The sequence below is a fragment of the Arthrobacter sp. AL05 genome, from assembly GCF_029960715.1.
Classification (GTDB): Bacteria; Actinomycetota; Actinomycetes; order Actinomycetales; family Micrococcaceae; genus Arthrobacter.
In genome coordinates, this window is the sequence record NZ_JASBRC010000007.1 from 66,039 (window position 1) to 87,737 (window position 21,699).

The following is a 21,699-nucleotide window of genomic DNA, read 5'->3' on the forward strand; positions in this document are numbered from 1 at the left end:
TGTCATGAGCCGCGCAGGGCTGCCTGCAGCCGTTCCGCGACATACTGCTGCTGAGCCTCGGTGATGTGCGGATAGACGGGCAACGACAGAATCCCGCGAGCGGCCCGTTCTGCGACCGGAAAACTCCCGGGGCCGAGCTCCATCCCGCGATAAGCCCCGCTCAGATGGACCGGGACCGGGTAGTGGATGCCGGCGCCGATCCCCGCGGCGTTCAGCTCGGCGAGGACCCGGTCCCGATCGGGGACGCGGACCACGTACAGATGCCAGACATCGAGGTTGCCGGGGGCGCTGCGGGGGAGCTCGACGCCGGGCACGTCCGCCAGCAGCTCCCGGTAACGTGACGCGGCCTGCCGGCGCCGTTCGTTCCAGCCCGCCAGCCTCCGCAGCTTGGCGTTCAGTACCACTGCCTGGACGGTGTCGAGACGTGAATTCATACCCACCGCGTCGTGCTCGTATTTGCGTGCGCTCCCGTGCGCGCCAAGCATCCGGACTCGGGCGGCGACGTCCCCGTCGGCGGTCAGTACGGCGCCGGCATCACCGGCCGCCCCGAGGTTCTTGCCCGGATAGAAGCTTGTTCCGGCAGCCAATCCCAGTGTGCCGGCGCACCGGCCGTAGCGGGAGGCGCCCTGGGCCTGGGCGGCGTCTTCGATGATCACTGCGCCGCACGCGGCCGCGATCGGTTCCAGGCGCTCAACGAATGCCGTTTGGCCGAACAAGTGAACGGGCACGATCGCTTGGGTCCGCCGCGTGACAGCCTGCCCCACCTGGTCCGGGTCGATCAGCAGGTACTCCGGGTCGACGTCGACGAGGACCGGCACGGCACCGGTCCGGCTCACCGCCTCGGCGGTAGCGATAAACGTGTTGGCGGGGAGAATGACTTCCCCGCCCGCACCGACCCCGCACGCGCGCAGGGCCAGTTCCAGCGCATCCGTGCCGTTGGCCACCCCGACGCAGTGTCCGGTGTCGAGGAAACGGGCGTAAGCCTGCTCAAATTCCGCCACGGCGGGGCCGCCAATGAACGAAGTCCGGGCGAAAACCTCTTTCAGGCCAATGTCGACTTCCTCGGCGATCTCGTCCTGCTGAGCGCCCAGGTCAACGAAGGGGACGCAGACTCTGGCTTCCAACGGCAACGTCATCCCCGGGCGCCCGCCGCGGCAGCCGAGGGTTTGAGCACCCGGGCCGGCACTCCGGCCCAGGTCTCGTCCGGCGGCACATCGGCCAAGACTGCGGCCCCCATGCCAATCACAGAACCCGACCCCACGGTGGTGCCTTCACGGACCGATGAGTTCATGCCAAGGTAAGCCGCACGGCCGATCCTGACCCCGCCGCCCAAACAAACGCCGGCAGCCAAGGTGGCGAAGTCCTCCACTACGTCGTCATGGGTCAACGTCACACCAGGCATCAGCACCACATGGCTTCCGACCATGATCGCGGCGGTCAGGGTGATATTTCCCAGCAGGATGCTTCCGGGGCCGACCTCGCAGCAGGAAGGGACCCGCACCGAAGGATCAACAACGGTTGCGAAGCGGTAGGCCGGTACACCCAAACCGGCCAGTCGCGCCACAACACGCTCCCGCGCCCGCCCGGCGCCGATGCAAACGACGACCCGTGCTGCGGGATAACGCAGGGCATAGCTGACGGGTCCCAGGATGGGGGCACCATCAAGGGCAGAACCTACCTTGGCGTCGTCGTCGTCGAGGACGCCGACAACGTCGAATTGTCCGTTCTCGCGGACGCAGGAAAGCACCTCGCGGGCGAGGCCGCTGGCGCCGATCACAAGGAGCTCCGTCATGGCTTTTCCTCGGCAGACCTGGCTATCGAATCGATCACCCTGGACTGCTCGTCCGGTGTCAGCTGGTGGTATACGGGCAGGATTAAGGTGCTGTCCGTGAGCCGCTCCGTCACCGAGAGGTCAGCTTTCCCGGTGTCCATCCCGGCGTAGGCAGGCTGCCGGTGCGCGGCCATAATTCCCCGACGGGCGGAAATTCCGTCCTGGGCCAGTCGCGCCAGGAGTTCCTCCCGCCCGAGGGCAAAGCCCGGCAGTACTTCGAGCCAGAAGGACTGGAAATTGCTGGTCCCGTACAAGGGGTCCTGGCTGAAGCGCAGGCCCTCAACCCCGGCGAGAGCCCTGCGGTACGTATTGGCGATTGCCCGGCGCCGGGACACCGCCTCACCCAGGCGTTCCAGCTGCACGAGCCCGACGGCCGCCTGCAGATCCGTCATCCGGTAATTAAAACCGATCTCGCCATACGATTCCGCTGGCGCCAAGACCGTGGAGTGCCGCTCGTTCGCCGAGACGCTCATGGCGTGCTCCCGCAACGTCCGCGCCCGGTTGGCCCAGGCCGCGTTGTCGGTGGTCAGCATCCCGCCTTCCCCGGTGGTCAGTATTTTGCGGGGGTGGAAGGACCAGGCCGCGAGCTCGGCTCCCGCCCCCACTGGCCGGCCCCGGTACGTTGAGCCCGCCGCGCAGGCTGCGTCCTCGATGACGGTGATGCCCAGTGGGTCGCACAGGCCACGGATCGGATCCAGATCAACCGGCATACCTCCCTGGTCCACGACGATCACAGCGCGCGTGGCGGGGGTCAGGGCAGCCTCAAGTGTCGACACCGACACATTCCCCGTGTCCGGCTCAACATCGGCGAAAACGGGACGGGCACCGACATAGGTGACAGAATTTGCGGTGGCGATGAATGAGAAGGACGGCACTACAACGTCATCACGCGGCCCAATGCCGGCCACCTTCAGTGCCAAATGCAGGGCAGCTGTGCAACTGGACACGGCGACGGCGCAGCCGGCCTGCTGCGTCTCCGCGAAGGCTTCTTCGAAGCGCTTCACGCGTGGTCCCTGCGCCACCCAGCCCGAGGCGATCACTTCGGCTACCGCTTCGGCTTCCTCGGCTCCGAGCCACGGCTTCATCACGTTGATCCGGCTCAGGACCGGGTTCTTGCCGGCCGTCACCGCGCGCCCCCGACCCTGGCGTCCGCAATCTCGGCGCGCAGCGGCCGCCACCAGTCCACCAATTCGCGCAGCCCGTCCGCTAGCCCGGTTTCGGCACTGAAACCAAGCTCGCGTGTGGCCGCGCCCGTGTCCGCCTGGCGTCGGACGACCCCGTTCACAGCACGGTCGGGGCCGTGCTCTACGGCCAGTTCCGAACCCATGGCCCGCAATAGTGCTTCAGCCAGTTCCAGCAGGCTGGTTTCGACCCCGCTGGCGACGTTGTAGACGCCCGCGTCCACCGGGCTGCCAGCGGCCAGGATATTGGCCCGTGCCACATCCCTCGTGTGCACAAAATCCATGGTCTGCTGTCCGTCGCCGAAGATCAGGGGCGGCAGCCCGTCGTCGATTCGTTCCATCCAGCGAACCAGCACCTCGGTGTAGAGGCCGTGGACGTCCATCCGCGGACCGTACACGTTGAAGTAGCGCAACAGCACGTAGTCCAGGCCGTGCATCGCGCGGAAACTACGGGCCATGGCCTCGTTGAAGGACTTGGCTGCGCCGTAAAATGTGTCGTTGTTGTGGTGGTGATGGCGTTCGGCGGTCGGAAAGGTCTCCGCCAGGCCGTAGACAGAGGCGCTGGACGCCGCCACGAGCTTGCCGACCCGCTGGGCGGACACTGCTTCGAGCACATTAAACGTCCCGTCCACCAGCACCTCAAGGGCAAGACGAGGCTCTTCGGCGCATTGGGTGATGCGAATGGCTGCCTGGTGGAAGACAATGTCCTTGCCGCGGCACAAGTCATGGACCAGGTCCCGGTCGCGGATGTCCCCTTCGATCAGGTGCACCCGTCCGCTGGAGCGGGCCGGATCGAGGTTGGCCCGGCGGCCGCGGACCAAGTTGTCCAGCACATCGATCCTGCCGGCGCCGGCGTCCAGCAGTTGGTCCACGACCGTGGACCCGATGGTTCCCGCTCCGCCGGTGACCAGGACGTGTGCTCCTTGGAGTGTGCTCATCTGCTGACCTCAAGTTTCGGTTCGTTGCCGACCACAACGCTGGCCTTCCCGTCGGCACGGAGGCTGTCGCTGACTGCCTCCAGCACACAGAGCACCCGGAGACCGGAAGCGCCGCTGGTTCGGGAAGGGCGCCGCTGCCGGATACTGTTGGCGAATTCCGCCACCATCTCCCCGAGCGCCTCATACTCGGGGAGGGCCGGTGACCAGGTATCGCCCAGCCGGTACGAGATGGCCGAGGCGGTTCTGGCTGCCGCTGACGGTGACTTGCGGTCCAGGCTGACTCCGCGGTCGTAGACACTGAGCCGCTGCTGGGGGTTCAAGTCATCCCACACCAGGGTCCGCCGGGAGCCTCCGACCACAAGCTGGCGGATTTTGGTCGGACTCAACCAGTTCACGTGCACGTGGGCCATTGCATCGTTGGGCAACGCGAACGTCAGGTGCCCAACACAGGCGTGACCGGTACCGAGCGGATCAGCGCCGTGCGCAGCAACCTCGACCGGCCGCAGCCCACCCGGGAGAATGAAGTCGAGAATGGACAGGTCGTGGGGCGCAAGGTCCCAGAACACATCCACATCCGGTTGCAGCAGGCCCAGGTTGATCCGGACCGAATCGATGAACAGAATGTCCCCGAGCGACCCGTCGGCGATCAGCTCCCGGATCTTCAGCACTGCCGGGGTGTAGCAGTAGGTGTGGTCGGCCATCAGGACCAGCCCCCGCTCATCCGCTACTTCAACCATCTCCAGTCCCCTCAGCCGGCTGTCGGCCAGGGGCTTCTCGACCAGCACGTGTTTCCCGGCTTTCAACGCCGTCAGGGCGATGCCGTGGTGCGTGTGGGCGGGCGTTGCAATCGCTACGGCGTCGACGTCGGCCAGGTCCAGCAGTTCATCGATGGACTTAAAGACCGGAACCCCGCCCTGGGCAGCGGCGAGCTTGGCGGCACGGTCTTGGTCCAGGTCCACGATGCCGGCCAGCTCCCAGTCCGGACTGACGGTGAAGTTCCGCGCCAGGTTGGGTCCCCAGTAGCCGGCACCGATGACGGCCGCCTTCAACGGCCCGCCGGTGGCCGCCAGATCCCGGCCACGGAGGTAATCTGAACGTGAATCATTCATTGAGTTTCCTTGCTCCGTTAGTACGCGCCCGCAGGCACGCACATTGCCCTGAAGGTGCGCCAGATGATGATGACGTCGCCCATGATCGACCAGTTCTCCACGTAGTAGAGATCCAGGCGCACCGCTTCGTCCCACGGCAGATCCGAACGGCCGTTGACTTGCCACAGGCCGGTAATCCCGGGCTTGATCAGCAGCCGTCGGTGCGTGTGCCTCTCGTAGCCGACCACCTCGCGCTGCAGCGGCGGCCGGGGCCCGACCAGGCTCATTGCTCCTGAGAGGACATTCCAGAACTGCGGCAGCTCGTCCAGCGAGTACCGGCGCATCCACCGCCCGCAGCGGGTAACCCGGGGGTCGTTGTGCATCTTGAAGAGAACCCCGGCGCCGTCGTTTTGGCCGGAAAGAACTGCCAGCGCGGCGTCGGCATCGGTGACCATGGATCTGATCTTGAGCATCCGGAACGGCTTTCCGGCTTTCCCGACGCGCTCCTGCCGGAAGAGAACGGGCCCGGGGCTGTCGTGTTTGACGATGATCGCGAGGACGAGAAAAAGCGGGGCCAGCAAGGCCAGGGCGGCCGAGGCCACAACGATGTCCAGCAGTCGCTTGAAGGCATGTTTGGCGCCGCTGTACCGGGGCACATCCACGTGCATCAGCGGCAACCCCTCCACCGGCCGCCAGTGGATCCGCGGCCCGGCAACATTGGTCAGGGACGAAGCGAGGACCAGCTCCGCCTTGTGCTCCTCCAGCCCCCAGCCCAGCTCACGGATGTATTGGTTACCGCCGGGTACCGGTCCGGCCACGATCACCGCTTCCGCCCCGCAGCGGCCGACGGTCCGGACAACGTCATCGGTGGAGGACAGCACGGGCACCCGGCGGCCGTCGACGTCGAAGGTTGTCCCCCGCCGCCCGCCCGGCAACGCCACACCGAGGATTTCGTAGACGGCCCCGGACTTCTTGGAGATCCGCTTGAGCACGTAGCGCACGTCCTCGGGCTCGCCGATCACAATCGCCCGCACGAGGAACTGCCCCAGGGCCTGACGGGAGTTGTACCATCGGCGCGCCGTCCAGCGGCCACCGGGCAACAGGACGAGTCCCAGCGGGAGCGAGACCAAATGGAACGCCGATGCCGGCTGGACACGAAAAGCAACAAGACCCACGGCGAGCAATCCGAAGACCGCGCCACTTGCCGCGGCCACGCGCTTATATTCACTGGTCCCGGCACCGAGGATCTTTGTGTCCCTGGTCCGGTAGAGACCGAGTGCGGCGACCCACAGGATGCCCAGGACAGCGCCGATCACAGCCGCGTTAAGATCAGCGAGGCTTCCTGTGAGAGGCTGGCCACCCTCGAAGCGGACCAGGAATCCGGCAAAGACACAGGCGGCGACCAGCAGGGCGTCCGTGCTGCGCAGTACCCGCCGCAAGAACCGTGCCCACTCCCGGCCCGAGAGCCGGGCAGGGGCCCGGACTGCCGGGACTGCGGCGGGCAGCGGCTGGGGTCGAAAAATTACCGGTGGGATGCGTGCGTCGTGTTCGGCGTGGCGTTGGTGCGGGGCGTATGCGAGGTCGGCCATAGTCCCGCCGGCGCGGCTGGCACCGTGTCCCGGGGCCGCTGGGGTCAGCCCCGGGGCCATCCACTCCGGACGCGCTGTCACCGGCGTTCCTCAAACCCGTGGCCCGCAGCTTTGGGAACACTTTCATCCACACAGCGGAAGGGAGCCCGGCGCAGGGAAGATCGTTCCGTCGAAAAAACATCCCGTGTGAACGCCAACCAGCGCGTCATAGTGACTCCGTCCAGAATGCATTGGCTGCATCGGGTGATCCCTGAGTCAATCTAGGTTGGGAGGAATACGGCAGTCACGAGTGATTCGTACTCGCCTTTGCGAACCACACTCCGGAGACTTACCCGGGTAGTACTCATGGCCGGGGCCCAGCCACCCCGGCTTGTGCCGGAAATGCGAAGTCAAGTATCGCCGAGGACCGCCCGCCGATACTTCAGCCGGCCATCCGGATCGTCAAAGCACCTCGATCGATGGCCACAGCCAAATGCGTTCCGGCACCGAGATGGTCACCGTCCAGCTGGAACTCCTGCTCGCGCTCCAAGGTGATCTCGGCGGCCTTGCCCTGGAAGTACTCGACTGACTCGGTCTCGCGCTTGTTCCGGCCGAAGATCCCGGCGACAACGCCCAGCCAGCCAAACCGGCCGCGGGGCGCCAGGACCAACAGGTCCAGCACACCGTCGTCGAACTTGGCATCGGGAAAAATCTCGACTCCGCCCATGATCCGGCCGCAATTGCCGATCATAACGCTGCGGATCCTGCGTTGGACGGTTTTCCCGCCGTCGACGCTGATCTTCGCCTTAACCGGTTTGCCCGGAAGCTTACGGATGCCCGCTTCCACGTAGGCCACCCAGCCCATCCGGTCCTTCAGCACGTCCACGGTGTCGGCCATAATTGCCGCATCGTAGCCGAGACCGGCCATGACCAGGAACAACTGCTGCTCATCGGAGTGGTCGAGTGTTGCCTTGACGACATCGATGGTCCGTTCGCTGCCGGTGAGGACGCCCCGGCAGGCTGCAACCGGATCGCTGATGTCCACGCCGAGGTTGCGGGCCAGGAGGTTCCCGGTCCCCAGCGGCACCAGACCCATGGGCGTTTTGGTGCCTGCGAGCACCTCCGCGACGCAGCGCACGGTCCCGTCGCCGCCGGCCGCGATTACAACGTCGACCCCGGCCTCCAGTGCCTGGCGGGCCTGGCCGGTGCCCGGGTCCTCGATGCTGGTTTCGAGCCACAGCGGTTCAGCCCAGCCTTGTGTTTCGCAAAGCCGCAAGATCTCGCGCTGGAGCTCCGGTCCACCGGATTTGGCGGGGTTGATAACGACGGCGGCGCGCCGGGGTGGTGTAGTGCGTTCAGGCTCGGAATCGTTCTCTGGCATAACGTCCTTCAAGACATAGCGGGCGTGGGGTGTCCCGGATTGAAATCCTAGCGGGATTCCGTGCTTAACTTCGGCGGCTGGGCCGCGAACCGTGGACGTCCGCGTGTCACGGTCACTAGACTGGCCATGCTCAAGTACTGGAGCCTTCCGGGATGGGAATCCTGCCGGGAAGGCCGCCCGCCAGGATCGGCCTGGCGGGACGCGTTCCAGGGGCGGGAAGCGGGAGCACATGTCGGAAGCACAGGAGAATTTCTCGGCCGAGGCCGAGGCGTCCAGCATGGATCCCCATGATTGGGGCCGGGCCATGGCGCTGGCGGTCACGCGGCTGGCAGAACAGATCGCCCCGACGGACAGCGAGGACATCCATGCCTCGCTGGTGGGCAGGAACCTCCACCTTAAGATCCGTGACGACGCCGCGGGGGTCACTATTACGGTCTCGACCGCCCCTTCGCCGGACTCCGTCAACTGAGTGCAGCGAGCGTCAGGACGACAGGTCGGCGGAGATGAGTTCGGCGGTAGCAACCGTCGCCTCGCGCACCGAGCCCAAGTAGGCCGCCGGGTCGGGCTGGCCGGCAAACGATTGGGCGTGCAGGGACACGTTAATGGCAGCGACCACCTTGAGGCCGTCATGGACCGGCGCGGCTACGCCGCCTCCAACGCTGTCTGGCCGTCCTTTTACGCCGAGATGTTCAGCACCAGGGTCCGCTTCTCCGGCCTGGCCATCGGCACCCAGCTCGGCTTCCTGATGGCAGGCTTCGCCCCGGCGATCGTCGCGGCCATGGGCGGCATCAAGCCCGGCGGCTGGGTCCAGATCAGCATCTTCACCGGCGCCATCTGTGTCACCGCGGCCGTCTCGGCCCTGACCGCCAAGGAATCCTTCAAAATTCCCACCAAGGAGCTCGGCCTCAAGTAACCCGGCCGCTGCGGGCAGGGCCGGTCCGGTCAGGTCCGGTCAGGGCCGGTCCGGTCAGGTCCGGTCAGGTCCGGTCAGGTCAGGTCAGGGTGTCAGGATGGCGCCTTTCCGTTCCCCAGGACCGCGGCCAGATCGAAGCCCGCCGGCACCTCGAGCTGGTCATAGGTGCAGGAGCGCGGCTCCCGGTCCGGGCGCCAGCGGACAAACTGCGTTGTGTGGCGGAACCTTTGACCCTCCATGTGGTCGTATTTCACCTCCACCACCCGGTCCGGCCGAAGCGGGGTAAACGAGAGGTCCTTGCCACCGCTCCACCGGCTGCCCTCGGCGTTGCGGGGTGTCCGGGTCCCTTCATCCTGGTGGGTCCGGGCCCAAGGGTGGCCCTCACCGCCGGCCACCAGCGGCTGGAGTTCACCGTAGAGGTCCTTGCGCCGCTGCATCGGGAAAGCCCCCACAACTCCGACGTTGGCGAGTCTGCCGGCAGCGTCATAAAGTCCCAGCAGGAGCGACCCGACGCGGTCCGGCCCGGAAGTGTGCACCCGGTACCCGGCGAGAACGCAGTCCGCGGTGCGTTCGTGCTTGACCTTGAACATCGAGCGTTTGTCCGGCAGATACTTCCCGTCGAGGGGTTTGGCCACGATCCCGTCGAGACCGGCTCCCTCGAACCGGTGAAACCATTCCTTTGCTGTTCCCCGGTCCCGGGTCGCGGCGGTGAGGTGGATTGGCGGGGCACTGCCGGCGAGCACACGCTCCAAGGCGGCACGCCGCTCGGCGAACGGACGGTCGGTCAGGTCCTCGTCGTCGAGGGCAAGCAGGTCAAACGCGACAAAACTCGCCGGTGTAGCTTCGGCCAGTAGCCGCACCCTGCTTGCGGCAGGATGGATCCGCTGCTGCAGCAGATCAAAGTCGAGCCGGTCGCCCGAGGCGCCGACCATAATGATCTCCCCGTCAATCACACAGCGCCGCGGAAGATTCATTTTCAGCGCCTCAACCAGCTCCGGGAAGTAACGCGTTAGGGGCTTAGCGTTGCGGCTGCCGATCTCCACCTCGGCCCCGTCACGGAAGATGAGGGACCTGAAACCGTCCCACTTCGGTTCGAACATCACCGGGCCCTCCGGCAGGGCCCGCACGGCCTTTGCCAGCATCGGCGCGATCGGCGGCATCAGCGGCAGTTGCATGGCCCTATTGTCCGCCCGGACCCCGGCGACCGCCAGCTGCCGCACGGCAACAACCCCGGCGCCGGACGCTTACCCATGTCTTACCGGATCGAAACGAGGTGGCAACATTGGCGCGCCACACTGGAAGCGCCGGCAAGAGCAGGCATCACGCTCCAGTCCAGGAGGTCCCGCCATGTTGAAGGAAGCCACAGCCCACGTGACCCGCATCCGCGCCTTGGATCAGTTGCACCGCGGCGACGAGATCGAGGCGCGGCTGAAGGTCGGCCCCAATTACGACGACGTGGTGATCCGCCGCGGGTGCGTCCAGGAAACCGCCCCCGGAATCAGCGTCGTGTGGATTATGGACCGGCAATCGGGCAGCCGGAAGGCGATTAACACCGACGAGTGCAGCCTCTGGCGGGTCGCTGCAAGCAGCTAGCCGCCCGCGACGGACTGGATGATCAGGAGCTCCTCACCCGGTGACACCCTGGTGCCCAGGCCTTGCAGCCGCCGGATTTCATTCCCGTTGACGTATATATTCACGTGACGCCGGACCGTCCCGGTTTCGTCCCGGAGCCGCCTTGCCAGGGCCGGGTATTCGTCGGCGACCAGGTCAAGCAAAGCCGCCACCGTCACCTCCGCGGCTACGGGTGCAGTCAGGAAGGACTGCCCGCCGGCAAGGGGATGGAGCACACTCGGCAACACCACGCTGATCCCGGCCACGGCGACTCAGGCATTCGCCGGGATGCCGGGCGTGGCCGTGCCGGACACCAGCGCCGGGCTTACAGCTGCGGCCCGCACGCACAGCACGTCGGGCAGGTGCGAAGCCAGCTCGGTGAAGTGGGCGCCTTCGTCGGCGCTGGCGTAAACGCTGCCGCCTCGCGTACCGAAGTACACCCCGGCAGGTTCCGCAGCGTCGACGAAGGCTGCGTCCCGCAGCACGGCGTTGAACTCAGCCTCTGGGAGCCCGTCGTCCAGGCGCTCCCAGCTCGCGCCGGCGTCGACTGTGCGGTGGACCGCCAACTTACCCTCGGGCGGGATTCGTTCGCCGTCGGCCTTGAGCGGGATGACCCAGGCGGTCCCGGCCCGCCGCGGATGCGTGAGCATCACGAATCCGAAGTCCGCGGGCAGACCGTCAGCGATCGAGGTCCAGCTCTCGGCATTGTCGTCGCTGCGGTAAACACCGTGGTGGTTCTGGGCATAGAGCCGGCCTTCGACCGAGGCGTCGGCGGCAATCTTGTGCACACACTGACCGAACTCCGGGTTGGGATCGGGCATAAAGTAGGCCGAAATTCCCTGGTTGCGCGGCTCCCAGGAGCTCCCGCCGTCGAGCGAGCGGTAGACGCCGCCGGTGCTCATCGCGACGTGAACCTTCTCACCGGTGCGGTCCACAACGATGGAGTGCGCCGCAGCGCCACCGTAACCGGCACCCCATTCACTGCGGTGCGGGTGGTCCCAGAGCCCGCGGTTAAGTTCGAAGTGTTCACCGCCGTCGATCGATTTCCAGACCGAGATCGGCTCACAGCCGGCCCAGACGACGCCGGGGCGGGACTCGGCATCGGGGTAGATCTGCCAGATGCGTTCGAGCGCAGCATCCGTGCCCGCCGGAAAGCGGATGGCACCCTGCTCGGGCTCGCTCCAGGTCTCGCCCAGGTCATCGGAGTGGAAGACCGTGGGACCCCAATGCTCCGAGCGGACGCCGGCCAGGATCCGGGTCCGGCCATCCCTGCTGTCGATGCCGATACTGGGGACTTCGCTCATCAGGAAATGCGGGCCGGAAAGGGACCAGTCCTTGCGGTCGGGGCTGGTAGCGAGCCAGAGACCTTTTTTGGTGCCGATCGCCAGGACATAACTCTCTTCGGTAGCCATGCCCCCATGCAACCACCACCTGCTGCTGGCCGCAATGGTGTCTTCCCGTGCGCTTTTGTTCGGCTTTGTCAGTCCACGTATTCGGACTGAGTGGCGATGAAGTCCCAATCGGCGCCGGTAAGCACCCCGGAAACATCCGCCGGGTGGGGGCCGCCGGCCTCGGCAATTCCCTGGAGTACCGGCAGCGGGAACTCGGCGGCGCGAAGGTTTTCCCGCAGCCACTCCTTGCTCGCCAGATCCAGATCCAGCCACCACATAAAGATTTCCACAGCGGTCACCCTTTCCTCAGTTTCTCAACGTTAGGCCGCGTCCCCGGGGTGTTCAAGAGCCGGTTGACCCTGGCGGCTACAGGTCCTCGAGCACGACGGCGGGCCGTTCGAGTGCGCCCGGGACGATCGAGTAGTAGGCCCAGGTGCCACGCTTTTCGCGGTGCAGCAGGCCTGCGTCCACGAGGATCCTAAGGTGATGGGAAACCGTCGGCTGGCCGAGCTCAAGGGGTGCAGTAAGGTCGCAGACGCAAGCCTCGCCGCCGTCGGACGCCTTGATGATGGACAACAGCCGCAGCCGGTTCGGGTCGGCAAGGGCCTTGAAGAATTGGGCCTTGCCCTGCGCCTGATCCGCAGCCAAAAATGGCATCCCGGACGAGGTGCCGGATATTTCCGCGGCCGCGGGCTTAACAATCTGCAGCGTCGTCATCGCTCCATTATGCACCATATTGACAGTGGTCGATATGGTGGGCAGGGTTGAAACCCGGACCGGGGAATAAGCCCCTGTTCGCGCCGCGGGGCAGGGGAAAGAATGGAGTATGTCCGCCGAGCGCCAGATTGCCCAGCCCCCGCTTGTTGTCGGCGTGCTCCCGGGGCAGAGCCCCGGGGTGCTCCAGACCGCAGCCGCACTGGCGGCTGGCCTCGGTACCGAGCTGATCTGCGCCCACGTGGATGAAGAAAGCTATCTCGTGGAGTGGGACCCGACGCGGTCCGCGCACCGGCTCTCGCTGCACCCGGACACGGACAACGCCGAGATCAGGGCAGTGGCCCGGGAACTGCGGAGCATGATCAACGCCGCCTGCGACCCGCTGGGCATTCCGTGGACCCTGCGGACGCTGGCGGGGGACCCGGCCCGGGCGCTTGGCAGGCTTGCGGCTGAGGTCGGCGCCCCCATGATTATCGTGGGTACGCCGGAACCCGGGCTGGGGCACCGCGTCTCCGCGGCCCTCAACGGTTCGGTGGCCGCTTGGCTCAGCCACCACCAGGACCATCCGATCCTGGTGGTTCCGGTCCGGCCCGCAGTCCATCACCAGACAAAACATGACTCGTGAGCTAATGGTTTGCGCGTTGTCTAAGGGTTCAACCGAACCTCCCGTAAGTAAAGTGAAAGTAGTTATTCGGGGTGCTGGCTTTCTCCACTTACCGCCGAGTATGGTTGAATCCGTGGGCCAGAGACGGCCCCCAAAGACTGCTCCGGAGTGCGTATCCCCCAATAACGCACTCCGGAGCTTTTTTGTCCCCGGGCGCTTTCGCAGGGCCCGACCGTGCGCCCGCACCGCGCTTGCACCGTGCGCCCGCACCGCGCTTGCACCATACCCCTGGGGGGTATATGTTTGGGTTATGGACGAGCACGAAATCGCTGTCGCATCAGGCGCGGACACCGAACCTCCCCAACAGCACGGCTATTCCGCGAACAAAGACGCTTACCTGCGGCGGCTGAAGCGGATTGAAGGCCAGGTTCGTGGCATCGCGAGGATGGTCGAGGAAGACAAGTACTGCATCGACATCCTCACCCAGGTCGCCGCCGCCACCAAGGCCCTGCACGCCGTCAGCCTGGGGCTGGTGGAGGAACATATCGGGCACTGCGTCGTCGGCGCCGCCGCAGAACCGGACCCCTCGCTGCGGGCCGCAGCGATTGATTTTAAGGTCAAAGAAGCCACTGACGCTATCGGCCGCCTGTTGCGGTAGCGGCACCATCGACAACAACACCGGGCCGTGGACCACAACAGCCCGTCCCCAGAGGAGAGAGCCATGAGCACCGTATCCACCATCGTCAACGTGTCCGGGATGACGTGCGCGCACTGCGTGTCATCCGTCAGCGAGGAACTGGAGTCCCTGGCGGGTGTCGAGAAGGTCGACGTCGACCTCAACGCCGGGGGCGTCTCCACGGTCACCATCACTTCCGGCGGGGCCTTGTCCTCCGCCGAGATCAGCGAGGCCGTTGCGGAATCGGGCTACCTGGTGGTGGCCAACGAGACCTGAGCGCCACCCGCCCGTCATTCCACGCCGCGCACACCATCTGGACAGGACCACAGTGAGTACAGAGCAGTTATTCGGCCAGCCCGGAAACCGGGTGATCGAGCTCGACATCGAGGGCATGACCTGTGCCTCCTGTGTCGGCCGTGTTGAACGCAAGCTCGGCAAACTTGACGGCGTGACAGCCAGCGTCAACCTGCCGTTGGAGTCGGCACAGGTCACAGTGCCGGCGGCCATCACGGACGCCCAAATCACCGCCACCGTAGCGGCAGCAGGGTACAAGGCGACAGTCCGGCCTCCCCGGTTCACCGTCGAAACGCCGGCTGGTGGCGCCACCCGCGGCGACCACCTACCGGCCCACCCGGCAGCCAAGCTCCGCCCGCGCCTGGTGACCGCTGCCGTCCTCACCATCCCGGTCTTCCTGATTTCGATGTTCCCCGTTTTCCAGTTCGCCAACTGGGGCTGGGCAGCAGGGGCCCTGGCCCTGCCGGTGGTTACCTGGGCCGCCTGGCCGTTCCACCGCGCCGCTGCCATTAATGCCCGGCACCTGGCCTCCACGATGGACACTCTTGTCTCCATCGGGGTGACGGCCGCTTACGTCTTCTCGGCCTGGCAGCTATTCGCAGACCCGCAGATGACCGGGCACGCGGGCGGGGAAAGCATGGCGATGGGTTCGGGCGGACTCTACTTCGAGGTTGCCTCGGTGGTCACCACATTCCTGCTGTTGGGCCGCTACCTGGAGGCCAACGCCAAGGAAAAGGCCGGCGACGCGCTCAAGGCCCTGCTGAATCTGGGAGCCAAGGATGCCACAGTCTTCCGGGACGGCCGGGAACAGCAGATCCCGGCCGATCAGCTTGGGGTAGGGGATCTCATTGTTGTCCGCCCCGGCGAGAAAATCGCGAGCGACGGCGTCGTCGTCGAAGGGAACTCCGCGGTGGACGCCTCGCTGGTAACCGGCGAATCGGTACCGGTGGAAGTCGGCCCTGGCACTCCGGTCACGGGCGCCACCATCAACACCTCCGGCCGGCTGCTGGTCCGCACCACCCGCGTCGGAGCCGAAACGACTTTGGCCCAGATGGGCCGTCTGGTCGCCCAGGCGCAGACCGGCAAGGCGCCGATCGCCCGCCTTGCCGACCGGATCAGCGCGGTGTTCGTGCCGGTGGTCCTCCTCATCGCTGCCCTCACTTTCGGCGCCTGGCTGCTCGCGGCCGGCCCGGCCATCAGCGACGCCGAACTGCGCGCGGCTTTCACGGCCGCCGTCGCTGTACTTGTCATCGCCTGCCCCTGCGCCCTTGGCCTCGCCACCCCCGTAGGTCTGCTCACCGGAACCGGCCGCGGCGCGCAGCTGGGGATCCTGATCAAGGGACCACAAGTCCTTGAGGACACCCGGACCGTTGACACCATCCTGCTGGATAAAACCGGTACCGTGACCAGCGGCCACCTGGCTGTCGACGGCAGCGAGGCCTTCGGAGCCTTCAGCACAAACGAGGTCCTGCGCCTGGCCGGTTCGGTCGAAGCCGCATCTGAGCACCCGATCGCGCGTGCCATCGCTGCGGCCGCGCTCTCCGCCGAACGCCGCACCAACGACGCCGGGACCCTTCCTGCCGTCACCGGGTTCCGGTCGGCCCCGGGCGGCGGGGTCGAGGGAAAGGTTGCAGGAAAGGTCGTAACGGCTGGCCGGACGGGCTGGCTTGCCGAAAACCGCATCTCCCCGACCGCCTCACAGCTTCAGGCATTCAGCGCCGCCGAACATTCCGGGGCCACAGCCATCTGGCTCGCCGTGGATGGGCAGCCGGCAGGCATCATCAGCCTGCGGGACACGCTCAAGCCGGGCTCAGCCCCCGCAATCCGCCGGCTCCGTGAGCTCGGCCTCCGGCCGATCCTCCTGACCGGGGACAATGCGGCCGTCGCCGCCCAGGTGGCCGCCGACGTCGGCATCGCTCCCGAAGACGTTTTCGCCGGGGTGCTGCCGGCGGGCAAGGTCCAGGCCGTCAGGAAGCTGCAGGACGCCGGCGCCATTGTCGCCATGGCTGGCGACGGCGTGAACGACGCCGCGGCACTGGCCCAGGCAGACCTCGGCATCGCTATGGGTTCAGGCACTGACGTCGCGATCGAGGCTGCAGACCTGACGGTCATGGGCAACGACCTGGGGCAGGTGGCCCAGGCCATCGAATTGTCCCGCCGGACCCTCGCGACGATCAAGACAAACCTCTTCTGGGCGTTCTTCTACAATGCCATCGGGATCCCGGTAGCAGCCCTGGGCCTGCTTAACCCGATGATTGCCGGCGCTGCCATGGCGGCCAGTTCCGTCCTGGTTGTGGCCAACTCTTTGCGGCTCCGCGGCTTCGGCAAGTAAGCCGCCGTCCGCCCGCCGCCTCAGGCCGCGCCGAAGCGGACTGCGGCCCTGGCCTTCGCTTTGGCAGCTTCCTCGCCGCGGTCCTTGGCTGGAGCCTGGGTGACCAGGGCGGCCAGCAGGTGCTCGGTAGCATGTGCAATCTCGTGGACAGCCCGGTTGAAAGCCTCTTCATTGACCTTCGACGGCTTGGTGCTCCCACTGATCTTGCGCACATACTGCAGCGCGGCGGCTTCCACCTCCGCGTCAGTGGCTTGGGGTTCAAAATTGTGGAGGGTGCGGATGTTTCGGCACATGCCTCCATGCTAGGCCCCAATCAACCTGGGATCGAGGGCATGGGGAGGGCTGCCCATCGACACTATTTTGGCCGGCAGGATAGTTTGGGGGCATTGGATCTTCCGGAACAGCCGGAAGCCGCAGCGGAACCCGGCAGGGCCGGATCCGTTTCTAAGCTTTGAGGAGATTTTCGAATGGCTATTTGGGGCGCAGATATTGCTCAGCTCAAGACTCTTGGGACGAAGCTGCAGGCCGGTTCGTCGGAGATCGACAAGCAGAAGTCGATGCTCACCAAGGTGCTCGAGGGCACCGACTGGAAGGGCCCGGACGCCGATAAGTTCCGCAGCGAATGGAACGGCCAGCACGTGGCGGCACTGGCCAAGGTTTCCCAGGCACTGCAGGAGGCCGGCAAGCAGGCGAGCCGCAACGCCACCGAGCAGGAAAGCGCTTCCCGCTAGGCAAAAACTCCAGACACTAAGCCGGCCCGGACGCAGCAGCGTCCGGGCCGGCTTAGTCAGTTCGTGCCTACGGCACCGGTTCGACGTCGTTCGCGTGGTCCAGCGGTGCCGGCGACCCGGCTTCGCCGGCGCGGGACGGCGCCCAGAGTTCATCCAGCCGGACCAGGATCACGCCGCCGACAATCAGCAGCCCGCCGAGGAGCTGGATGGGGCCGGGCAGCTCGCCGAGCAAAAGCCACGCCCAGATGACGGCAAAGAGCACTTCGGTCAGCGACACAAAGGACGCCACTTTGGAGCCGAGGGCGCGTGCCGCCACAATGCCGGAGACATACGCAAGCACCGTGGCCAGGACCACAAGCCCGCTCAGAGCCACCCACCAAGGCGCCACCCAAGGGCCCAGCCGGGTATCGGCAGTGCTGAACGCCATCGGCAGCAGGCCGGTTGCCGCAGCAAGCCACATCGTCACTGCGCCCACCATAAGCCCGCCCGAGGCCAGTACGATCGGCGGCAGGGTGTCGTTTTCCTTGGCCGTGATGAAAAAATAGATCGCGAGGCAAACGGCCGCTGCTATCCCCCACAGGACTCCGACGATGTCGATCTTGACGGCTCCGGTGAGGTCCAGGACCAGGACCAGCCCGGCGAGGGACAGCAGCGTTCCACCGACTGTCAGTGGGCGGGGCCGTTTGCGGCTGGCGGCCCAGAGCCACAGCACGATAATCACGGGGGCCAGGTACTCCAGCAGGAGGGCAACCCCGACCGAAAGCCGTGCCACTGCGTTGAAATAGAACAACTGGCAGGCCGCGACCCCAATAAGCCCGAAAAGCAGGACGGTAAGCCAGTTGTCCCTCAGCTGGTGCCAGCGCCCGCGCAGTGCCGGGACTGCGGGAACGGCCAGGATGAGCGCGGCCCCGGTGAGGCGGGCCGTGACTGCTGCCCCGGGGCTCCAGCCGGTCTCCAGCAACGCCTTGGCAAAGGAGCCGGAGAGGCCGAACACCGCCGAGGAAAACAGGGCCACACCCAGCCCGGATGCCATGAACCCTGCCGCCGCGCCGGGGCGGCGGGCGCCGGGCGTTCCGGGGGATCGTGACCCGGAATCGGCCATGGCGGGCGTTTCGGCCGGGTAGCGATCGGCAGGCAAGGGCTGCCTCCTGTCAGGAGTAAAGTGATGTTATGGTCATGACAGTACGCCACGCCTACGTAAGGAGTCAAGATGCTTTTTGCCCCTGACACTGAGGTGGCATTGCGGTCGGTTGTCAGCCTGGTCAATTCCGCGGCCAACGGTGCGGAGCACCTTTCCACAGTGCCGGACCTGGATCGGTTTCTGGAGGCGGAGGGGTTCACCGGCTCGCGGACCCGGGACGAGGCCGAACTTGCCGGAGTGCACCGCCTCCGCGGCGAACTCGCGGCCTTGTGGTTCGCTGACGAATCCGCTGCGGTGGACACCGTTAACAGGCTGCTGCGGGAGGCGCGGGCACTGCCCCAACTCGTCCGGCATGGTGATTGGGACTGGCACCTGCACGCCACCACCCCGGACGCGCCACTGGCGCACAGGATGAGCACGGAGGCCGCCATGGCCCTGGTTGACGTCATCCGGAACAAAGAAATGGACCGGATGCTGGTCTGCGCCGCCGAGGACTGCAACGCCGTGGTGCTGGACCTGAGCCGAAACCGGTCGAAGCGCTATTGCGACACCGGGAACTGCGCCAACCGCGCCCACGTGGCGGCGTACCGGGCCCGCAAGGCAGCCTCCTAGGCCACGTCAGAGCGGAGGGGCAGGGCATCACGGGCGCTGGCGGCCGGATCCAGCAGCAGCCCCGGCCATCGGTCGGCGCCGGAGGGGCGGCGGTCGGCGGCAGTCGGACAGCTAGCGGTCGCCGCCGGGTGCCTGGTCGCCGCCGGACCCTGGCGCGCCGGACCCTGGTTCAGGCTGCGCCGACTGGCCGCCTTGGCCGGCGTTCCGGGAGCTGAGGTTGACCCCGGATCCCTTGCCGAGGTGTTCGGCATTGGGCTTGTGGCCCATTGACAGCATGGCGAGCACCACCAGAATCACAATGAACGCACTCCCGCCGGCCGTGAACGCCAGATCGAAGCGGGCCGTCTTTGCGCTGCCGCCGGAGGCAAAAATCAAGGTGGTGACGAAGGCCAGCACAGCCCAGAACGCGGAGAACATTAGCGGTCCCTTGACCGAGGTCCGCAGCTTGCGCGGGGCTCCTGATTTCTGCTGTGCCAAGGTGCTTTCCTCCTGCAGCCGACGCAATGGGCGTGGCAATTGTGGTAGCGCAATCGTTCTACACCAGGTAGAACCTGTTCGCTTCCTAGTTTACGGCCTCCGCCGAATCTGCCTGCGCATCGTGCCGCAGCGTCAGTCCGGCCAGCACCCAGAGCACGCCACTGATAATGCCGCCGCCGCCGGCGATGCCGAGCAGCGCATGCGGACCCAGATCGATGAAAAAGGGCAGCAGCGCCGCCGTGCCCAGTCCGATCACACCGGAGGCGATCCAGTCGCGCGCCAGGAGTGAGCGTCCCCGGAGGGTGATGCCGAGGTAGAGTTCTGCGGCGCCGGCAAGGCCAAGCCCCAGCGCTGCAAGGACACCGAAGACCAGGCTCCCGGAGATGAGCCCGACGGCGGCCCCTGTCCCGGTCAGCACGGCGCCGGCTGCCGACAGCACCTTTCCGGCGGCGGACCCGGGACGGAGCCCGGTCTGGTGGATGCTGCGCAGCAGCACCAGTCCGGTTGCCAGCAGGTAGGCGCCGCCGGCCCATCCCATGCCCATGGCGGTTGGTGCAGCCCAGAAGACGGTCACGGCACCAAATCCCAGGGCGATTGCCGCCCGGATTAGCACGGGCTTCCAGAGAACCGCCGCGGCGGGCAGGGCGGTGGACGCGTCAGGGGCTGCGGGGAGAGTCACACGTCCAGTTTAGTGCGAAGCACCGAGCACCATCCACCGGTCCGTTCGCGCCCGGGCGCCCAGCGTCACGGCCCTCGCCGCCATATACCCCAGCGAAAACGCCGCCCACAGCCAGAGCAGTCCAGCGCTGCCGCCAGCGCCCGTGTGCCCGACAAGCAGAAGTAGCGGCAGATACACCGCGAGATTCACGACGCCGGCAATCGCCAAATACTTTGCGTCGCCGGCCCCGATCAGCACGCCGTCGAGAACGAAAACAAATCCGGCGATCGGCTGGCCGGCCGCCAGTACCCACAGCGCCACCGCGAGTGCGGCACGGACTTCGGCGTCGGAGCTAAACAGCAGCCCCGCCCAGGGCGCCGCAGCTGCCAGCAGGATTCCCGTGAGCACACCAAACCCGATGCCCCAGCGGACCATAGTGCCCGTGAGCTCCCGTGCGGCAGCCGGGCGGGCAGCCCCGAGTTCCTTGCCGATCAGCGCCTGCGCGGCAATGGCGAGGGCATCGAGGGCGAAGGCGAGGAAAGTAAAGACCGTCATGGCGAGCTGGTGGGCTGCCAGGTTCACGGGCCCCTGGGCAGTGGCCACCAGGACCGTGGCGAGGATTGCCACCCGCAGGCTCAGCGTCCGCAGCATTAGCCACGAGCCCACCCTGGTCAGCGCCCGGATGCCGCGCCACTCGGGGCGCAGGGAGACCCCGTGGTTGCGGGCGTTCCGCCGGACAATCACCACATAAACAACCGCCATGGCCCACTGCGCGATGCTGGTGCCGATGGCGGAGCCGGTGACTGACAGCTGCAAGCCGTAAACCAGGAAGAGGTTGAGCACGATGTTCAAGGTAAAGCCGGCGGCCGCGACAAAGAGCGGGGTCCGCGTGTCCTGCAGCCCCCGCAACACGCCTGTCCCGGCGAAGATAAGCAGCATCGCGGCGAGCCCGGGCATTGACCAGCGCAGGTAGTCCACAGCAAAGGTCCGCACCTGATCACGGGCACCCATCAGGTCCAGCAGCGGCCCGGCGGCAACGAAGCCCGCCACGGCAAGGAATGCCCCCAGCATTAACGCCAGCCAGACGCCGTCACGTCCGGCAGCGAGAGCCGTGGACAGCTGCCCATTGCCGACCGCCCGCGCCACGGCCGGAGTGGTCGAATAGGCCAGGAAGACCATAAGTCCCACCACTGTATGCAGCACCGCGGAGGCCAACCCGACGCCGGCAAGCTGGGCCACTCCGAGGTGGCCGACGATGGCGGCATCGGCGAGGAGGAACACTGGTTCGGCGATGAGCGCCCCGAACGCCGGGAGTGCAAGGCGCAGGATTTCGCGCCGTCGGCTGGCCGGGGACGGGAGCACTGCAGGAGGCGGGGCGGAGGCTGGCACGCAACCACACTAACGGCACCCCTGGCGTCGCACCGCTTCGCAGCACAACGCGTCCACCCGGACCGAAACAGCGTCAATTCAGTTCCGGCATGATTTGCCCGCCACCCCGGTCCGGCTTGCGGTGTGTGGCGTCCCGGATAGCATTTGTGTCGGGATCCGGCGGCGCTTC

At 66.5% G+C, this 21,699-nt stretch carries 25 protein-coding genes and 2 pseudogenes; 9 read left to right on the top strand and 18 right to left on the bottom strand.

Annotated features, from left to right (window positions below; all coding sequences use genetic code 11):
* Nucleotides 1-2: 2 nt before the first annotated feature.
* From QK287_RS10485 to QK287_RS10515, 7 genes are all read right to left on the bottom strand, one after another.
* Nucleotides 3-1,136 (bottom strand): DegT/DnrJ/EryC1/StrS family aminotransferase, encoded by a 1,134-nt coding sequence (locus QK287_RS10485; RefSeq protein WP_282360013.1) that lies wholly within the window; start codon nucleotides 1,134-1,136, stop codon nucleotides 3-5.
* Nucleotides 1,133-1,792 (bottom strand): NeuD/PglB/VioB family sugar acetyltransferase, encoded by a 660-nt coding sequence (locus QK287_RS10490; protein WP_226775633.1) that lies wholly within the window; start codon nucleotides 1,790-1,792, stop codon nucleotides 1,133-1,135. Before QK287_RS10490 ends, QK287_RS10485 begins: the two co-directional genes overlap by 4 nt.
* Nucleotides 1,789-2,916, bottom strand: coding sequence for a DegT/DnrJ/EryC1/StrS family aminotransferase (locus tag QK287_RS10495; protein WP_226775675.1), 1,128 nt, complete (start codon nucleotides 2,914-2,916; stop codon nucleotides 1,789-1,791). The genes QK287_RS10490 and QK287_RS10495 overlap by 4 nt, the downstream gene beginning before the upstream one ends.
* Before the next feature lie 38 nt (nucleotides 2,917-2,954).
* Entirely contained in the window at nucleotides 2,955-3,950 is a 996-nt protein-coding gene (locus QK287_RS10500; protein WP_226775632.1) for an NAD-dependent epimerase/dehydratase family protein, read from the bottom strand.
* A complete protein-coding gene (locus tag QK287_RS10505; protein ID WP_282360014.1) occupies nucleotides 3,947-5,059 on the bottom strand; it encodes a Gfo/Idh/MocA family oxidoreductase in 1,113 nt (370 codons plus the stop codon). Before QK287_RS10505 ends, QK287_RS10500 begins: the two co-directional genes overlap by 4 nt.
* A gap of 17 nt (nucleotides 5,060-5,076) precedes the next feature.
* A complete protein-coding gene (locus QK287_RS10510; protein ID WP_282360015.1) occupies nucleotides 5,077-6,708 on the bottom strand; it encodes a sugar transferase in 1,632 nt (543 codons plus the stop codon).
* Between the two features lie 340 nt (nucleotides 6,709-7,048).
* Nucleotides 7,049-7,987 carry a diacylglycerol kinase family protein gene (locus tag QK287_RS10515; protein ID WP_226775629.1) on the bottom strand — a complete coding sequence of 313 codons (939 nt, stop codon included), beginning with the start codon at nucleotides 7,985-7,987 and terminating at the stop codon, nucleotides 7,049-7,051.
* Nucleotides 7,988-8,216: 229 nt separating this feature from the next.
* Here QK287_RS10515 and QK287_RS10520 point away from each other — a divergent pair, with 229 nt between their 5' ends.
* Nucleotides 8,217-8,456 (top strand): hypothetical protein, encoded by a 240-nt coding sequence (locus QK287_RS10520; RefSeq protein WP_226775628.1) that lies wholly within the window; start codon nucleotides 8,217-8,219, stop codon nucleotides 8,454-8,456.
* A gap of 12 nt (nucleotides 8,457-8,468) precedes the next feature.
* Here the strand turns inward: QK287_RS10520 and QK287_RS10525 are convergent.
* Nucleotides 8,469-8,633, bottom strand: a pseudogene (locus QK287_RS10525) (IclR family transcriptional regulator); the annotation flags it as partial.
* Here QK287_RS10525 and QK287_RS10530 point away from each other — a divergent pair.
* Nucleotides 8,628-8,900 (top strand): annotated as a pseudogene (locus QK287_RS10530) (MFS transporter); the annotation flags it as partial. The pseudogenes QK287_RS10525 and QK287_RS10530 sit on opposite strands and share 6 nt — an antisense overlap.
* 92 nt (nucleotides 8,901-8,992) lie before the next feature.
* Here QK287_RS10530 and QK287_RS10535 read toward each other — a convergent pair.
* Nucleotides 8,993-10,075, bottom strand: a complete 1,083-nt coding sequence (locus QK287_RS10535) for an ATP-dependent DNA ligase (RefSeq protein WP_282360016.1) — start codon at nucleotides 10,073-10,075, stop codon at nucleotides 8,993-8,995.
* Nucleotides 10,076-10,247: 172 nt separating this feature from the next.
* On the opposite strand from QK287_RS10535, the gene QK287_RS10540 reads away from it, so the two are divergent.
* A complete protein-coding gene (locus QK287_RS10540; protein ID WP_226775626.1) occupies nucleotides 10,248-10,493 on the top strand; it encodes a hypothetical protein in 246 nt (81 codons plus the stop codon).
* On the opposite strand, the gene QK287_RS10545 is transcribed toward QK287_RS10540, so the two are convergent.
* The 4 genes from QK287_RS10545 to QK287_RS10560 all read right to left on the bottom strand — a co-directional run bounded on the left by QK287_RS10545 (nucleotide 10,490) and on the right by QK287_RS10560 (nucleotide 12,619).
* The gene (locus tag QK287_RS10545) at nucleotides 10,490-10,777 is read right to left on the bottom strand and encodes a MoaD/ThiS family protein (protein ID WP_226775625.1); all 288 of its coding nucleotides are present in this window, start codon (nucleotides 10,775-10,777) and stop codon (nucleotides 10,490-10,492) included. The genes QK287_RS10540 and QK287_RS10545 overlap by 4 nt on opposite strands.
* A gap of 6 nt (nucleotides 10,778-10,783) precedes the next feature.
* The gene (locus QK287_RS10550) at nucleotides 10,784-11,923 is read right to left on the bottom strand and encodes an exo-alpha-sialidase (protein WP_282360017.1); all 1,140 of its coding nucleotides are present in this window, start codon (nucleotides 11,921-11,923) and stop codon (nucleotides 10,784-10,786) included.
* Between the two features lie 68 nt (nucleotides 11,924-11,991).
* Nucleotides 11,992-12,192, bottom strand: a complete 201-nt coding sequence (locus QK287_RS10555) for a hypothetical protein (protein ID WP_226775674.1) — start codon at nucleotides 12,190-12,192, stop codon at nucleotides 11,992-11,994.
* A 76-nt stretch (nucleotides 12,193-12,268) separates the two neighbouring features.
* A complete protein-coding gene (locus tag QK287_RS10560; RefSeq protein WP_226775623.1) occupies nucleotides 12,269-12,619 on the bottom strand; it encodes a metalloregulator ArsR/SmtB family transcription factor in 351 nt (116 codons plus the stop codon).
* A gap of 109 nt (nucleotides 12,620-12,728) precedes the next feature.
* Here QK287_RS10560 and QK287_RS10565 point away from each other — a divergent pair, with 109 nt between their 5' ends.
* From QK287_RS10565 to QK287_RS10580, 4 genes are all read left to right on the top strand, one after another.
* Nucleotides 12,729-13,241 (top strand): universal stress protein, encoded by a 513-nt coding sequence (locus QK287_RS10565; protein ID WP_226775622.1) that lies wholly within the window; start codon nucleotides 12,729-12,731, stop codon nucleotides 13,239-13,241.
* A 289-nt stretch (nucleotides 13,242-13,530) separates the two neighbouring features.
* Nucleotides 13,531-13,878, top strand: coding sequence for a metal-sensitive transcriptional regulator (locus QK287_RS10570; protein WP_226775621.1), 348 nt, complete (start codon nucleotides 13,531-13,533; stop codon nucleotides 13,876-13,878).
* Nucleotides 13,879-13,941: 63 nt separating this feature from the next.
* The gene (locus QK287_RS10575) at nucleotides 13,942-14,172 is read left to right on the top strand and encodes a cation transporter (protein ID WP_253031707.1); all 231 of its coding nucleotides are present in this window, start codon (nucleotides 13,942-13,944) and stop codon (nucleotides 14,170-14,172) included.
* 52 nt (nucleotides 14,173-14,224) lie between these two features.
* Complete coding sequence (locus QK287_RS10580; protein ID WP_282360018.1) at nucleotides 14,225-16,522, top strand: heavy metal translocating P-type ATPase; 2,298 nt, start codon at nucleotides 14,225-14,227, stop codon at nucleotides 16,520-16,522.
* Nucleotides 16,523-16,542: 20 nt separating this feature from the next.
* On the opposite strand, the gene QK287_RS10585 is transcribed toward QK287_RS10580, so the two are convergent.
* Entirely contained in the window at nucleotides 16,543-16,815 is a 273-nt protein-coding gene (locus QK287_RS10585; RefSeq protein ID WP_226775618.1) for a DUF2277 domain-containing protein, read from the bottom strand.
* 174 nt (nucleotides 16,816-16,989) lie between these two features.
* Between QK287_RS10585 and QK287_RS10590 the strand changes: the two genes are divergently transcribed.
* The gene (locus tag QK287_RS10590) at nucleotides 16,990-17,253 is read left to right on the top strand and encodes a hypothetical protein (protein WP_226775617.1); all 264 of its coding nucleotides are present in this window, start codon (nucleotides 16,990-16,992) and stop codon (nucleotides 17,251-17,253) included.
* Nucleotides 17,254-17,320: 67 nt separating this feature from the next.
* Here the strand turns inward: QK287_RS10590 and QK287_RS10595 are convergent, their stop codons facing one another.
* Complete coding sequence (locus tag QK287_RS10595) at nucleotides 17,321-18,286, bottom strand: EamA family transporter (protein WP_282360081.1); 966 nt, start codon at nucleotides 18,284-18,286, stop codon at nucleotides 17,321-17,323.
* A 177-nt stretch (nucleotides 18,287-18,463) separates the two neighbouring features.
* On the opposite strand from QK287_RS10595, the gene QK287_RS10600 reads away from it, so the two are divergent.
* Nucleotides 18,464-19,006 carry a CGNR zinc finger domain-containing protein gene (locus tag QK287_RS10600; RefSeq protein WP_226775616.1) on the top strand — a complete coding sequence of 181 codons (543 nt, stop codon included), beginning with the start codon at nucleotides 18,464-18,466 and terminating at the stop codon, nucleotides 19,004-19,006.
* A gap of 111 nt (nucleotides 19,007-19,117) precedes the next feature.
* Here QK287_RS10600 and QK287_RS10605 read toward each other — a convergent pair whose 3' ends face one another.
* The 3 genes from QK287_RS10605 to QK287_RS10615 all read right to left on the bottom strand — a co-directional run bounded on the left by QK287_RS10605 (nucleotide 19,118) and on the right by QK287_RS10615 (nucleotide 21,530).
* Complete coding sequence (locus tag QK287_RS10605) at nucleotides 19,118-19,483, bottom strand: hypothetical protein (RefSeq protein WP_226775615.1); 366 nt, start codon at nucleotides 19,481-19,483, stop codon at nucleotides 19,118-19,120.
* An 85-nt stretch (nucleotides 19,484-19,568) separates the two neighbouring features.
* Nucleotides 19,569-20,162 carry a hypothetical protein gene (locus QK287_RS10610; protein WP_226775614.1) on the bottom strand — a complete coding sequence of 198 codons (594 nt, stop codon included), beginning with the start codon at nucleotides 20,160-20,162 and terminating at the stop codon, nucleotides 19,569-19,571.
* A 9-nt stretch (nucleotides 20,163-20,171) separates the two neighbouring features.
* On the bottom strand, nucleotides 20,172-21,530 hold the full coding sequence (locus tag QK287_RS10615; RefSeq protein WP_226775613.1) for an MATE family efflux transporter: 1,359 nt from the start codon (nucleotides 21,528-21,530) through the stop codon (nucleotides 20,172-20,174).
* Between the last annotated feature and the right edge of the window lie 169 nt (nucleotides 21,531-21,699).